Here is a 13209-nt window from a genome sequence, read left to right as displayed (position 1 = left end):
GGATGCTGCCCCTGGCAGTCCGAGGACGAGCCCTGTCCACGTCAGCGTCGTTCGTGACGCCCTGCGCTCGAACTTGGCGGGCCTTCAGGGACGGCCCGGCAACCAGGACTCGGCATCTGATGCGTGTGCGGTGGACCGATGTCAGGCCAGTCGGTACAGGAGGGAGTCACGCTGATCCTGCTCGACCTCGGCGAGTGTCAGGTTGGGGTCGCGCTGATGAGCGAGGGCGACCTCGGCCGGCGTCGGCTGCTCCTCCTTGAGCGGCCATGCCTCGGGACGCCAGAGCTTCGACCGGACGAACGCCTTGGCGCAGTGGACGTACACCTCGTCGGCCCGCACGACCAGCGCGGTTTTCGGCGGCTTGCCGACCGGGGTCAGCCGCGCCAGCAGGTCTTCATCGGCCGTGATCCAGGCTGCGCCGTTGACCCGAAGCGTCGTGTCCCGGCCGGGGATGACGAAGTTGAGCCCGGCGTGCCCGTTGGCCAGGATGTTGCGGTAGCTGTCCAGCCGGTTGTTCCCCGTCGCGTCCGGGATCACTACATGACGCTCGTCGAGGACCATGGCGAAACCGGGGGTGCCGCCCCGAGGGGCCACGTCGCAGCGGCCATGGGCATCGCTGGTGGCGACGAACACCACGGGCGAGACCGCGATGAGGCGGCGCGACATCTCGTCGATGTGGTCGAGCTCTTTGCGTACCGCCCGCTCTCCTGGGTCCGCGTACAACTCCCGGAGTTGCGCCTCACTGGTCAGAGCTCGGGGTATCAGGGTGTCATCCACCCTGGCGATCATAGCCCCGTGGGTCGAAGAAACCGGGGGTGGCCGTCGAGGGCGCCGCTGTGTCGCGACCCCGCCCCGGAATCCTCCGTGTGTTCCGGGACGGGGCTGTGGGTGGGACCGGTGTCAGGAGGGCTGCCGCCCGCCCATCACGTGCGTAGTGCGCCTGGGTCGGGCTCATACCCTTCGCTGTCGTCCCCACAGCAGTGCGACCGCCAGGAGGCCTGCCAGGCAGGGCACCATCCCCACCCAGCCCAGCGTCAGGGGCAGACCGGTGTCGCCGGAGGTGTCCTTGGTGAGCAGCCCGGTCAGCCCGGCACTTGCGCCGAGCACGAACATCACGGTCGCGGCGGGGCGGGCCCACCACTTGCCCGCCCTGACTGCCCATATCGTCCAGAGCCAGGCGAGGACACCGAGCGCTCCGGTGACGGACAGCAGGACCAGGTAGGTGGTGACGGCCGAGTCGATGCGCGTGGGGGCGTACGTGGGGTAGCCGGCCCGGATGTGGTCGGCCAGCAGATGGGTGGTGGCACGGTCGAGGTACGGGACGATCGTCGCGATGACGGTGAGTCCGAGGCCCGTGAACATCGCTCCGACGGCCATTCGCTCACGCCGTGTCTTCGTCATCAGAGTGCTTTCCTTTCGACTCACGCGATGAGGGAGACCCGGATGGCCGGTCCGCACCTGTGTCCTCGCTCATTCCTGCTCCTCGAGTCCGGATGATGCGGACGGCGCCGCGCCGACGGAGGTGGTTCCGCTGCCTACGTCGCCATAAACGCCGGAACGACGTACCGGCTCCCCCCTCCCAAAACCTACGTCGTAGGTTTCGTCCTGCAAGGTACTTTCTACGGTGTAGGTTTTGCAAACGAAGGGAGTGGCCGTGGCCAGACGTACACGGGGCACCTCGGCGGGGCTCGACCGCGAGCGCATCGCTGCCGCCGCCGTCGCACTCGTCGACCGCGACGGCCTGGAGCGCTTCGGGGTCCGGCGACTTGCGGAGGAGCTCGGCGTCGACCCGATGTCGATCTACCACCACATCAAGGGCAAGGCGGCGCTGCTGGACGCGGTCTCCGAGGCTGTGCTCACTGAGATGGCGGTCGACGCTGTCGACGCGTCGCACGACTGGCAGAAGATCGCCCGCCGCACGGCGCACGGCTATCGGGACATGGCCTACCGGCACCCCCGGGTGTTCCCGCTGCTGACCACACGCGCCCAGACCTCGCCGGCGGCCCTCACCGCCCTGGAGCGCCTGGTCACCGCCATGTGTGAGTCCGGGCTGCCCGACCAGGTGGCCGCGGACGCGCTCACGGTGCTGTTCGGCTTTCTCAACGGACACCTGCTGGCACGCGCCAGCAGCGGACCCGACGGGCCCAGCCCCGTGCCCGCCTTCGACACCGAGACGCACCCGACGATGGCCGCCCTCGCACCTCTGCTGGCCGACTTCGGGTCCGTTGCGGAGTTCGACCGGATGCTCGACACCGTGCTCGACGGGATCCAGGACCGGGCCGCTCAACAGTCGAGCTGATGATCACGCACTCCGGACAGCGTCGTCACACACCTCAGGACCACACCTCAGGACGTGGACATCCTCGAGCGCGCCACGACCTGGCCTGGCGGAAATTCGTGTGCCCCGGGGACCCGAGCGCGTTATCGTCTCCCCTATGAACGTCATCGGCCGAAGCACCATCGCGACCGCGCGAGCGACCAGCTCGCCGGTTGCCGCCGCCTGACCTTCTCCCTTTCCCATCGGCGACCGGAAACGGCCCGTCGGTGGTTCCCTGGCGTTCTTGCCGCGATATGACGACCGCACGGTCCCGTTGTCCGGTGCCTCCCCCCGCTGTGATGCGAAGGAGTCACCCCATGAACACGGAGCAGATCGTCCGCACGATCGTCGAGCACTTCGAGGAGCGCGGTCATCGCAGGATCACCGGCTCGACGCTGCTGCCACCGCCTGGCGACCCGGTGCTGTTCACCACCTCCGGCATGCATCCGCTCATCCCCTATCTGGAGGGGCGTCCCCATCCGCTGGGCAGACGGCTGGTCAACCTGCAGCGCTGTCTGCGGACCACGGACCTGGAAGAGGTGGGCGACGCCACCCATCTGACGGTCTTCGAGATGCTCGGCACCTGGTCGCTGGGCGACTACGACGGGTCGACGAGTCTCGACTGGGGGTACAGGCTGCTCACGGAAGGACTGGGGATCGATCCGGGCCTGCTGCACGCCACCGTCCACGGCGGCGACGACCGAGTCGGGCCGGACACCGCTTCCCTGCGGCTGTGGCAGGACCGCGGCGTTCCCGTGGAACTCACCGTGGAGGACAACTGGTGGTCCAACGGACCGGTCGGCCCGTGCGGCCCCGACTCGGAGATCTTCCTGTGGAGCGGTGAGACTCCGCCCGAGTCGACGCCCACCCGCGACGACCGCTGGGTGGAGGTGTGGAACCACGTGATGATGCGCCACCGCCGGCTCGAGGACGGCTCCCTGGTCCCGCTCCCCCAACGCAACGTGGACACCGGGCTCGGCGTGGAGCGGCTCGCCTCGCTGTTGCAGGGCAAGTCATCGGTGTTCGAGTGCGACGTCTTCGATCCCTGGCGCCGTCACGTGCCGACGCTGTGGCCGACGGACGAACCGTCGCTGCGCCTGCTCTACGACCACCTGCGCTCGGCCGTCGTCGTACTCGGCGACGAGGTGCGCCCGGCCAACACGGGACGGGGCTACGTGCTGCGCCGCCTGGTGCGACGCGTGCTCACCGTCCTGTGGCGGGACGACCCCTCGCGCAGTCTCGGAGACCTTCCGGACGAGCTGATCTCGCACACCCTGGACCACTTCCGGCAGGACGTGGAATCCGGCGACGTACGTCGGCTGCTGCTTCAGGAGGAGCGCCGGTTCAGCCAACTCCTGGAACGCGGCCGGAAGGTCCTTGCCCGGCCCCGGTTCCAAGGCCCGCTGGGAGATGAGGACTTCCACTACCTCCATGACACGCACGGCCTGCCACGCGATCTGGTCATGAGCCTGCGCCAGGAGTGACAAGTGGTCTGTCCGCAGGATCACGCGCACTCGGCCAATCGGTGGCATCCCTCCACGACCAATGGTGCGTTCGCGTGGGTCACGGTGTGGTCGAGGGTGTACGGGACGCGTGGCGCCGTGCCGGGGTGACGACGAGTGAGACGTTCTGCCCGCCGAAGCCGAAGGAGTTGCTGAGCACGGCCTTCTGAGGGACATCGCGTCGCTCTGCGACGACGTCGAGATCGATGTCGGGACCGACGCCGGCCGTGGTGAGGTTGCGGGTCGGTGGGATGACGCCGTGTTCCACGCTGAGGACGGCGATGAGCGCTTCGATCGCGCCGGCGGCGCCGAAGAGATGGCCGAGCGCCGCCTTGGGGGCCGTCACGGTCGCGCGGCCGAAGACCTCCCCGATCGCGTGCGCCTCGGCGAGGTCGCCAACCGGAGTTCCGGTGGCGTGGGCGTTGATGTGGCTGATCTGCTCGGAAGCCAAGCCGGCCTGTGCGAGGGCCTTCCGCATGGCCGAGACCTGACCGGAGCCATCGGGGGCGGGCGCCGTGATGTGGTGGGCGTCGGCGGCGATGCCGGCGCCCGCGAGCACCGCGTGGACCCGGGCGCGCCGGGCGCCTGCATGCTCGGCGCTTTCGAGTACCACGACAGCGGCGCCTTCGCTGAGGACGAATCCGCTGCGGTCCGCGGCGAACGGCCGTGACGCCGACGCGGGTTCGCCGGTGTGCCGCGACAGTGCCTGTGCCTGCGCGAAGCCGGCGACGGTGATCGGGGTGATCGCGGCCTCGGTTCCGCCCGCGATGACCACGTCCGCCTCGCCGGCGCGGATGAGCCTGGCCCCCAGGGCGATCGCCTCGGCACCGGAAGAGCATGCCGAGACGGGTGTGTAGGCCCCGGCCCGTGCGCCGTATTCGATACTGATCAGCGCCGCGGCCGCATTGGGCATGAGCATCGGGACCGTGCGTGGCGAGACGCGCCGAGTCCCGGCCGCCTCCAGTACGTCGTCTTGCTTCAACAGTGTCCGTACGCCACCGATGCCGGTGCCGATCGCCGACGCGATCCGGTCCGGGTCCACCTCCGGGGCGCCGGCATCGGCCCAGGCTTCGGCCGCCGCGGTGAGGGCTGCCTGCTGCGAGCGGTCGAGCCGCCTGGCTCGCACGGGCGGCAGCGACTCGGCGGGGTCGACCGCCATCGTCCCCGCGACGGTGTCGGGAAGGCCGGTGTCCTCGTGGCCGGGCAGGACGCCGCCGCGGATGCCGGACTCGCCGGCGAGCAGGGCGTCCCAGGTGGACACCACGTCTCCACCGAGTGGTGTGATCGCGCCGAGTCCGGTCACGACGACTTCAGTCCGGTGCATGCGCTTCGACCTTTCTTGTATGCCATACAAGTGTGCAGACCGCGTCTGTTGTATCACATACAATCCGGGCGTGGAGAAGAAGCGAACCGAAGTCCGGGCAACGCCGACTCCGGCGGTCGACCGTGGTCGCACGACGAGGCGCCGGCTGATCGAGGTCACTGCCCGGCTCTGCAAGGAGCGGCCCGGTGCCGAGGTGAGCGTCGCGGAGATCGCGAAGGCGGCAGGGGTCTTCCCCAACCAGGTCACCTACTACTTCGGCTCCAAGGACTCGCTGATCGTGCACGCCGCCTTTCTCGGCTTGCTGCACGACACCCGACGGGTTGAGCGCATCGGTCGCCAAGCCCCCGACGCGGCGACATTCCGGCGCAACATCGCCCGCGCCGTCCTGTCTCTGCCCTCGCTCCCGTCGGTCGCGCGAGCACTCGCGGCCGCGATCTCCAAGCCCGAACTCGCCCCTGTGGTCGACCAGCATCTCCAGTTGCTGTTCCGACAGTCCGAGCGCTTCGTGAGCCGGCTCATCGACGGTCGCGGCTGGAAGGCCCGTCGACCGCTGGACGTGGAGGCCAGGACGTTCTGGAGCACCGCGCTCGGCGCGGTGCTGCTCGTCCGCGCCGGAGCACACGGCACGGTCGCCGACCTCGACCTCGCCGGAGCACTGACCATCCACGACGCATCCGAGTCCGACTAGGGCCCACGGCGGCGACGTGCACGTGGGCGCGTCCGCTGACGGCGAGCCCAGTGAGCGCGGGCACCGTGGCGGCAAGGCCGCTCAGGACGAGGGCGGCTCCGGGTGAACCGGCGAATGCCCAGCTCAGAGGGCACAAGGGTGGGGACAACCCCCTGAGATGGAGGGGGCTCGGCCCCCCACGAGGCCTACAGCTGACAGGCTGGTGGCGGCGGGACGGCCGTAGCCAGACTCGCCTGCATGACGATTTCCTCCGACGCTCCGGTCACGACCGTCCCGGCCGCCGTGCGGCCCCGCAGACCTCGCCCCGAGGAAGGCAGTGACTTCGCCCGGCTGTCGCAGCGCATCTCCGAGGCGGATCTCCTGCGGCGGCGCCCCGGTTACTACACCGTGCGGCTCGGTCTGGTGATCGGGCTGCTGGCGGCGGGCTGGGGGGCCTTCGTCGCGCTGGGCGACACGTGGTGGCAGCTGGCGGTCGCCGCCTTCATGGCGTTGATGTCCGGTCAGGTCGCCTTGGTCGCCCATGACTTGGCGCACCGGCAGGTGTTCCGGACGCGCCGTGCGAGCGCGATCTGGGGCCGGCTCTTCGGCAACCTCGGCATCGGCATGAGTTACGGCTGGTGGATGAACAAGCACACCCGCCACCACGCCAACCCCAACCACGAGGAACTCGACCCCGATGTCGCCCCTGACATCCTGGTGTGGTCCACCGAGCAGGCCCGCAACAGCAAGGGTCCGGCCCGGTTCATCGGCGGCCACCAGGCGTTCCTGTTCTTCCCGCTGCTGACGCTGGAGGGCTTCAACCTGCATGTGGCGAGCGTGCGGGCGCTGCGCTCGCCGTCGCTGAAGTGCCGTCTGCTGGAGGGCACACTGCTCTTCCTGCACATCGCGGCCTACGTGTCCGCGCTGTTCCTCGTGCTCTCCCCCGGCAAGGCCGTGGCGTTCCTCGCCGTGCACCAGTGCCTGTTCGGTGTGTATCTCGGCTGCACCTTCGCCCCGAACCACAAGGGCATGCCCACCTTCACCGGCGACGACCGCCCCGACTTCCTGCGCCGCCAGGTGCTCACCTCCCGCAACGTGCGGGGTGGCCTGCTCACCGACGTGATGCTCGGCGGGCTCAACTACCAGATCGAGCACCACCTGTTCCCGAGCATGCCCACTCCTCATCTGCGGCGGGCCCAGGCCGTCGTACGCGCGTACTGCGCGGAGATCGGCGTGCCGTACCACGAAACCAGCCTGATCCAGTCCTACCGCGAGGCACTCGTCCACCTGCACCGAGTGGGCGAGCCCATCAGGCGTCAACACAAGGCGTCGTGACGGCAGGTGCTCCCACCTTGCGCCCTGATCGCCATGTCGCCTGCGATCCGACGGACGAGGAGGCCGTCCTCTCAGCCCGTCTCACGGCGAGCCAAGAAGCGGCGCCGCACTCGGTCACCGATCTCACCTACGACAATCGCCAGCACCGCACTCGCCGCACAGCCCGCAAGGCTCGCCGGCTGACCCAACACCTTGCCCAGGAGACAGAACGCAACGGTGACAGCCGCCCACCACGTGGCCCACATGCCGATCACCGACCACCAGCGCCGCCTCTTCACGGCATCACGATACGTCTTCAAAACCTGGCCGGTTCACCAGCTCGGCCCGACGGGCCTCTCCCGGGCGTTTTGGCGACGCCTTCGAGCTGACGCGGCGCCCGGTCCGGCCAGGTGACCGGACCGGGCGCCGGCCGTCGTGTGCGCGGGGCGCGCCACGGTCAGTGCCGGGACCGGGTCAGCAGTACAGGTTGTCGCCCGTCGACACGCCCAGGATCTGCGTGAACTGCTGGTACGTGGTCACACGGCTCTGCACCTGGGCGGGGTTCCCGCCGTCGCACTCGATGGAACCGTTGATGGAACGGATCGTCTGGCCGAAGCCCGCGCCGTTGACCATGGCGTTGTGCGCGGTCATGCTGCCGGGGCCGGACTGGGTGTTCCAGTACCAGAGGCCCGTCTTCCACGCCACGGCGGAGTCGTTCTCCACCAGCCAGGGGTTGTTGAGCAGGTCGATGCCGAGCGCGTCGCCGGAGGCCTTGTAGTTGAAGTTCCAGCTGAGCTGGATGGGGCCGCGGCCGTAGTAGGCGGACTGTCCGGCCGGGCAGCCGTACGGCTGGCTCCAGTCGCAGTAGTTCGGGTAGTTGGCGGTGTTCTGCTCGACGACGTAGACCAGTCCGCCCGTCTCGTGGCTGACGTTGGCGAGGAAGGCGGCTGCCTCCTGCTTCTTGGTCTCGTCGCTGCCGGTGTTGGCGAATCCGGGGTAGGCGTCGAGCGCGGCGACCAGACCGCTGTAGGTGTAGAAGCCGTTGCGGTTCGGGAACATCTGGTTGAACTGGGCCTCGGAGACGACGAAGTCGCCGATCTGCGTGCCGCTGTCGCAGTTGTACGGCTGCCAGTACCAGGTGCTGATGACCGGGTCGTAGCCCGGGTTGTCGTGCTCGGCGATGTACGCGTTGCCGTCCGTGTAGCGGACGATGTCACCGGTGACGTAGGCCCTGCCGGCCTCCCAGTTCGGGTAGCTCGAACAGGTGGCGGCGGACGCGCTGCTGGTCGGCACCAGCACCGGTACGGCGGCGGAGAGGGCGAGCGCGGTCACGACCGCGGAGATGCGACGCCTCGACACGGAATCAACTCCTTGACGGAGGACGGTCGTACCCGGCGCGGGCAGGACGGAGCGAGCCTTGTGCGCGTCCCGGTGGAACCGGACGGGGCGCTGGGCCGACCGTGGTGGGGGGTGTGAGGCACACTCAACCGCATTGGTCTGTACCAGTCAAGGTGCAGATCGGTCAGCGGTGAAGGAAGAGCGGGGCGACAGGCACGGCCAACCGGGCTGACACGGGGCCGCGTTGGGCGGCGCTCACCACGACCACCGGGCGCAGGGTCGTCCGACGACCCGCACACCCCCTTGCTAACCGGAACACCGTTCCGTATCGTTTAAGTCGAACGATGTTCCGTTTGCGTGAGCTCAGCGCGCCGCGGCGGGCATCACATCAGACATGGGAGGAAACCGTGAAGTACCGCACGCTGGGCCGAACCGGTATCAAGGTCAGCCCGTACTGCCTCGGTGCGATGATGTTCGGCGCCGTCGGCAACCCCGACCACGACGACTCCGTCCGCATCATCCACAAGGCGCTCGACGCGGGCGTCAACTTCGTCGACACCGCCGACGCGTACTCGCGCGGCGAGTCCGAGGAGATCGTCGGCAAGGCGCTCAAAGGCCGCCGTGACAACGTGGTCCTGGCCACGAAGGCGCACCTGCCGATGGGCGACGACCCCAACCAGCAGGGCAACTCGCGACGTTGGGTGACCCGCGCGCTGGAGGACTCACTGCGTCGGCTGCAGACCGACCACGTCGACCTGTTCCAGATCCACCGGCCCGCGCCCGACACCGACGTCGAGGAGACCCTTTCCGCCCTCACCGACCTGGTGCGCGCGGGCAAGGTCAGGGCTGTCGGCTCCTCCTCGTTCCCCGCCTCGGACATCGTCGAGGCGCAGTGGGTCGCCGAACGGCGCGGCCTGGTGCGGTTCCGTACCGAGCAGCCGCCGTACTCGATCCTCAACCGGAGCATCGAGCGCGAGGTCCTGCCCGTCTGCGAGCGGTACGGCATGGGGACCATGGTGTGGAGCCCGCTCGCGGGGGGCCTGCTCACCGGCCGCTACCGCAAGGACCAGCAGGCCGACACCCACCGGGCCGCCTTCGGCTTCCGGCACCTGCGCGACGATCGCCGGCTCGACGCCGTGGAACAGCTCCTCCCCCTGGCCGACAAGGCGGGAATTCCGCTGACGCACCTCGCCATGGCTTTCGCGATCGCCCACCCCGGCGTCACCTCCGCGATCATCGGGCCGCGCACCATGGACCACCTCGACGACCTCCTCGCCGGCGCGGAGATCAGCCTGACCGACGACATCCTCGACGAGATCGACGCCATCGTGCCGCCCGGCACCGATGTCGGGACGCTCGACATGGCCTACGACCCGCTCGCCATCCAACTCGCCCCGCTGCGCCGCCGCCCGGCCATCGAGCGCTCCGCCACCTGATCCGTCGACGGGAACCCCCGGCGAAGGTCCCAAACCCCGGCCGCAGACCTCAGAGTTGTCCGGCGGCTGCACTGGGCCTCGGCCCCCGGCACTGAAGAGCAGCATGCCCACGATCAGCAGGGTTGTCGACCTGTCGCGCCGCCGGGGCGACCCGTCAGGCGTTGGACAGCGGGTACGAGCGTCGGGCGCGGCGGGACAATGGACGAGCCTGAGATTCCGCACCGGCCGACGCACCGTCCCGGTGTCAGAGGACCTTGGCGAGGAACGTCCTGACGCGCGGAGCGTGAGGTCCCGGCCGGGCCCTGGGCTGACTAGGCTGCCGGTCATGAATTCGGCCGTGACCAGCGGGGTGACCACCGAGCCCGCCATCCTCGATGCCAGGGAGCTGGCTTCCCATCCGGAGCTCGAGCTCCGGTTTGTGGAGTCGGCTCACCGGATCCTGGCGGATCTGGTCAGTGGAGGTGCCGCGCTGGGCTGGGTCGAACCACCCTCGCGGGATGAGGTGGCGGAACTTCTCGGCCACGTCGTCTCCGCGGTGCGGACCGGGGATGCGGCCCTGCGCGCCGCCTACCTCGACCGCCAGTTGGTCGGGCTCGGGTACTGGCTCCGCTACACCCGACCGACTCATCGGCCACACGCCGATCTGGAGAAGATCGCGGTGGATGCTGCTGCCCATGGTCGTGGCGTCGGTCGGGCGCTGACCACTGCCTTGATCGCTGACGCCCGGGAGACGGGTGTCGAGGTCCTCACCCTGGACGCCCGTGGCGACAACGATAATGCCCTGCACCTCTACCGATCGCTGGGCTTCACCGAATACGGCCGTCTGACCGACTTCGTCGCTGTTGGCGAACACCGCTACGACAAGGTCTTCCACATGCTGGACTTCCGCCGGCAAGGCTGACCTCTGCCACGCACGAGAAGCCCCGGCGGCGACCCGCTGCCCGCGCTCAGACCACGCCCTGTGGCGAGGCGGCCTCCCGCACTCGCAGGGCTTGGTCGACGTCACGCTCACGCCTGGCCGGCGCATGCAACGCCTGGAGACATACTGTCCGTCGTGACGACGTATGACCGCATCGGCGCGACCTACCATCACACGCGACGACCCGACCACCGGATCGGCGTCAAAATCCACGAGGCTCTCGGCGATGTTGGCACTGTCATCAACGTCGGTGCTGGTGCCGGCTCCTACGAACCACCACAGACGGTGCTGGCGGTTGAACCCAGTGCGGTGATGATCGCCCAACGTCCGGCTGGATCTGCGCGGGCTCTGCAGGCATTCGCGGAGTCGATCCCCGTCGCCGACGACTCGGCTGATGCGGCGATGGCCCTGCTGACCGTGCACCACTGGACGAACCTGGAAGCCGGGATCGCGGAACTCCTCCGGATCGCGAGGCGGCGCGTCGTCATCTTCACCTGGGACCAGGCCGTCTTCCGCAGGTTCTGGCTGCTGGACGAGTACCTGCCGGAGGCAGCCGCGTTCGACGACACACGGGCAGTCCGGATCGACCGGCTGGTCGCGCTCCTGGGCGGCGCCCGCATCGAAAAGGTCCTGATCCCGTACGACTGCACCGACGGATTCGGCGCTGCCTTCTGGCGCCGACCTGAGGCATACCTCGATCCGGACGTGCGAGCCGGCATGTCGATGCTCGCCCAAACCGGCGACGACGTCCTCCGCCCGGGCCTGACCAGGCTGTCCGGCGACCTGTCTTCCGGCCTGTGGCACGAGCGCCATGCCGACCTGCTCGACCGCGAAACACTGGACGTCGGCTACCGGCTTCTCGTAGCGGACCTTTAAACCGTGTCCTACGTGGTGAGGCGGAGGAGTCTCTTGTAGCAGCACAGGGCGGCGGCTAGACCGAGAAAGGCCAGGTAGTTGCGGGGATTGCGCTCGTAGCGTGGGCTCAATCGGCGGTAGCCCGACAGCCACGACATGGTGCGCTCGATCACCTACCGGCGTCGCCCTAATCGTTCACTGGATTCGATGCCTTTGCGTGCGATGCGTACTCCGATGCGCTTCCCGCGAAGCCATCTGCGCAGGTCGGCGCGATCGTAGGCCTTGTCTGCATGTAGGCGCTGGGGCTTGAAGTACCGGCCGCGGTGGGGGTCGTGTCTCGTTTGGTGACCGGCGACCATGGGCTTCAGCCCTTCGCTGTCATGGGTGTTGCCGGCCGAGACGCCGACGAGGAGGGGCAGTCCGTTCGCGTCCGACAGGACGTGCATCTTGGAACCCGGCTTGCCTCGGTCCACAGGGCTCGGACCTGTGTGTTCGCCCCCTTTTTCGCCCTGACGTGGGCGGTGTCGAGGACGACGCGGGTGACGTCGATGAGGCCGGCGTCGTCGAGCCGGTGCAGCACGGCTTCGTGGAGTCGACCCCAGACGCCGGCTCTCGACCAGATCAGGAACCTGCGGTGGGCGGTCGACTTCGATATGCCGAAGCAGGGTGGCAAGGCTCGCCAGGCGCAGCCGCTGACCAGCACGTAGACGATCGCCGCGAACAGCGTCTCATAAGGCGTGTCCTGCGTCCCGCCGCCCTGCGGCCGCACCCTCGACGGAGGGATCAGCGGCTTCGCAATCTCCCACAGCCCGTCCGGAACAATCCAACTCCACGTACCCCGCCCCATGAACAGACCAACGACCGCCTCACCACGTAGGACACGGTCTTAGGAACAGGCGGCGGAAGTGGACCACAGCATCGAGGGTGCGGATCCGGTGGCAGGCCGCACAGGCGGCCCGTGCGGCCGGCATCCGCGCGGGCCGCCCACAGAATGCGGCTGCCGAACTGCACGCCGATCGGGTGTCTCCGCTCAGGCGGCCGTGGGGCGGTGCCGACGTCGCGGACGGCTTGGCGGACCGCGGCGCGCACGGTGGGTTCATCGACGCCCGTCAGGCCGCTGTGGGTGAGCGTGGCAAGGCGGCGGGGATCAGCTCCCCGAAGTCGTCGGAGCGGGCGGAGACAGCGATCAGGGCGCACTGGGACAGGCCGTAGTCGAGCGCGGACGCGGCGCCCGGGCCGGTGTCTCGCGTGCGAGACGTCACGGTGCCGGCGGTGACGGCTCCGTGGATCGCGGCCAGGGCGCGGGCGACGTCCAGGAGTCGGTACGCCTACGCGCGGGAGATGCCGAACTCCGTCTGGCAGTACGCCTCCCACGAGGCGTGGCCCAGCGGGAGCCAGACCCGGGCGGCGTGCGCGTTGCGGACTCGGGCAGCGAGCACCGCCACGGAGCGCCAAACATCGTCCATCGCCTTCGCGGCCCGGCCGTCACCTCGCGGACCTGCGCCGTGCTGAGCGGCGTCCGCGTCGGTTCGGCAAC

General features: G+C 69.1%; 13 protein-coding genes and 1 pseudogene. 7 read left to right on the top strand and 7 right to left on the bottom strand.

Annotated elements, in window-relative coordinates; all coding sequences use genetic code 11:
• Positions 1–141: 141 nt before the first annotated feature.
• Both ACTYVM_RS25005 and ACTYVM_RS25000 read right to left on the bottom strand, forming a co-directional pair.
• A complete protein-coding gene (locus ACTYVM_RS25005; RefSeq protein ID WP_445528118.1) occupies positions 142–789 on the bottom strand; it encodes an MSMEG_1061 family FMN-dependent PPOX-type flavoprotein in 648 nt (215 codons plus the stop codon).
• 162 nt (positions 790–951) lie between these two features.
• Complete coding sequence (locus ACTYVM_RS25000) at positions 952–1401, bottom strand: hypothetical protein (protein WP_445528117.1); 450 nt, start codon at positions 1399–1401, stop codon at positions 952–954.
• A 253-nt stretch (positions 1402–1654) separates the two neighbouring features.
• Here ACTYVM_RS25000 and ACTYVM_RS24995 point away from each other — a divergent pair, with 253 nt between their 5' ends.
• Positions 1655–2299 (top strand): TetR/AcrR family transcriptional regulator, encoded by a 645-nt coding sequence (locus ACTYVM_RS24995; RefSeq protein WP_445528116.1) that lies wholly within the window; start codon positions 1655–1657, stop codon positions 2297–2299.
• Between the two features lie 335 nt (positions 2300–2634).
• On the top strand, positions 2635–3801 hold the full coding sequence (locus tag ACTYVM_RS24990; RefSeq protein WP_445528115.1) for an alanine--tRNA ligase-related protein: 1167 nt from the start codon (positions 2635–2637) through the stop codon (positions 3799–3801).
• A 79-nt stretch (positions 3802–3880) separates the two neighbouring features.
• Here the strand turns inward: ACTYVM_RS24990 and ACTYVM_RS24985 are convergent, their stop codons facing one another.
• Positions 3881–5143: a beta-ketoacyl-[acyl-carrier-protein] synthase family protein gene (locus ACTYVM_RS24985; protein WP_445528114.1), complete on the bottom strand. Its 1263-nt coding sequence runs from the start codon at positions 5141–5143 to the stop codon at positions 3881–3883.
• Positions 5144–5213: 70 nt separating this feature from the next.
• Here ACTYVM_RS24985 and ACTYVM_RS24980 point away from each other — a divergent pair, with 70 nt between their 5' ends.
• Both ACTYVM_RS24980 and ACTYVM_RS24975 read left to right on the top strand, forming a co-directional pair.
• Positions 5214–5831: a TetR/AcrR family transcriptional regulator gene (locus tag ACTYVM_RS24980; RefSeq protein ID WP_445528113.1), complete on the top strand. Its 618-nt coding sequence runs from the start codon at positions 5214–5216 to the stop codon at positions 5829–5831.
• Between the two features lie 237 nt (positions 5832–6068).
• On the top strand, positions 6069–7145 hold the full coding sequence (locus tag ACTYVM_RS24975) for a fatty acid desaturase family protein (protein ID WP_445528112.1): 1077 nt from the start codon (positions 6069–6071) through the stop codon (positions 7143–7145).
• Between the two features lie 453 nt (positions 7146–7598).
• Here the strand turns inward: ACTYVM_RS24975 and ACTYVM_RS24970 are convergent, their stop codons facing one another.
• Positions 7599–8483, bottom strand: coding sequence for a glycoside hydrolase family 19 protein (locus ACTYVM_RS24970; RefSeq protein ID WP_445528111.1), 885 nt, complete (start codon positions 8481–8483; stop codon positions 7599–7601).
• A gap of 386 nt (positions 8484–8869) precedes the next feature.
• Here ACTYVM_RS24970 and ACTYVM_RS24965 point away from each other — a divergent pair, with 386 nt between their 5' ends.
• The 3 genes from ACTYVM_RS24965 to ACTYVM_RS24955 all read left to right on the top strand — a co-directional run bounded on the left by ACTYVM_RS24965 (position 8870) and on the right by ACTYVM_RS24955 (position 11693).
• A complete protein-coding gene (locus ACTYVM_RS24965; RefSeq protein WP_445528110.1) occupies positions 8870–9898 on the top strand; it encodes an aldo/keto reductase in 1029 nt (342 codons plus the stop codon).
• A gap of 325 nt (positions 9899–10223) precedes the next feature.
• Complete coding sequence (locus ACTYVM_RS24960; protein WP_445528109.1) at positions 10224–10799, top strand: GNAT family N-acetyltransferase; 576 nt, start codon at positions 10224–10226, stop codon at positions 10797–10799.
• Positions 10800–10952: 153 nt separating this feature from the next.
• Complete coding sequence (locus ACTYVM_RS24955) at positions 10953–11693, top strand: methyltransferase domain-containing protein (RefSeq protein WP_445528108.1); 741 nt, start codon at positions 10953–10955, stop codon at positions 11691–11693.
• A gap of 8 nt (positions 11694–11701) precedes the next feature.
• Here the strand turns inward: ACTYVM_RS24955 and ACTYVM_RS24950 are convergent.
• The 3 genes and pseudogenes from ACTYVM_RS24950 to ACTYVM_RS24940 all read right to left on the bottom strand — a co-directional run bounded on the left by ACTYVM_RS24950 (position 11702) and on the right by ACTYVM_RS24940 (position 13138).
• A pseudogene (locus ACTYVM_RS24950) lies at positions 11702–12519 on the bottom strand (IS5 family transposase).
• Positions 12520–12781: 262 nt separating this feature from the next.
• Positions 12782–12934: a hypothetical protein gene (locus ACTYVM_RS24945; protein WP_445528107.1), complete on the bottom strand. Its 153-nt coding sequence runs from the start codon at positions 12932–12934 to the stop codon at positions 12782–12784.
• A 66-nt stretch (positions 12935–13000) separates the two neighbouring features.
• A complete protein-coding gene (locus tag ACTYVM_RS24940; protein WP_445528106.1) occupies positions 13001–13138 on the bottom strand; it encodes a hypothetical protein in 138 nt (45 codons plus the stop codon).
• Positions 13139–13209 lie beyond the last annotated feature (71 nt).

Source organism: Streptomyces cyslabdanicus, assembly GCF_052663305.1.
Note: the sequence above shows the minus strand (reverse complement) of the source record. Positions and strands in the feature narration are given on the sequence as shown.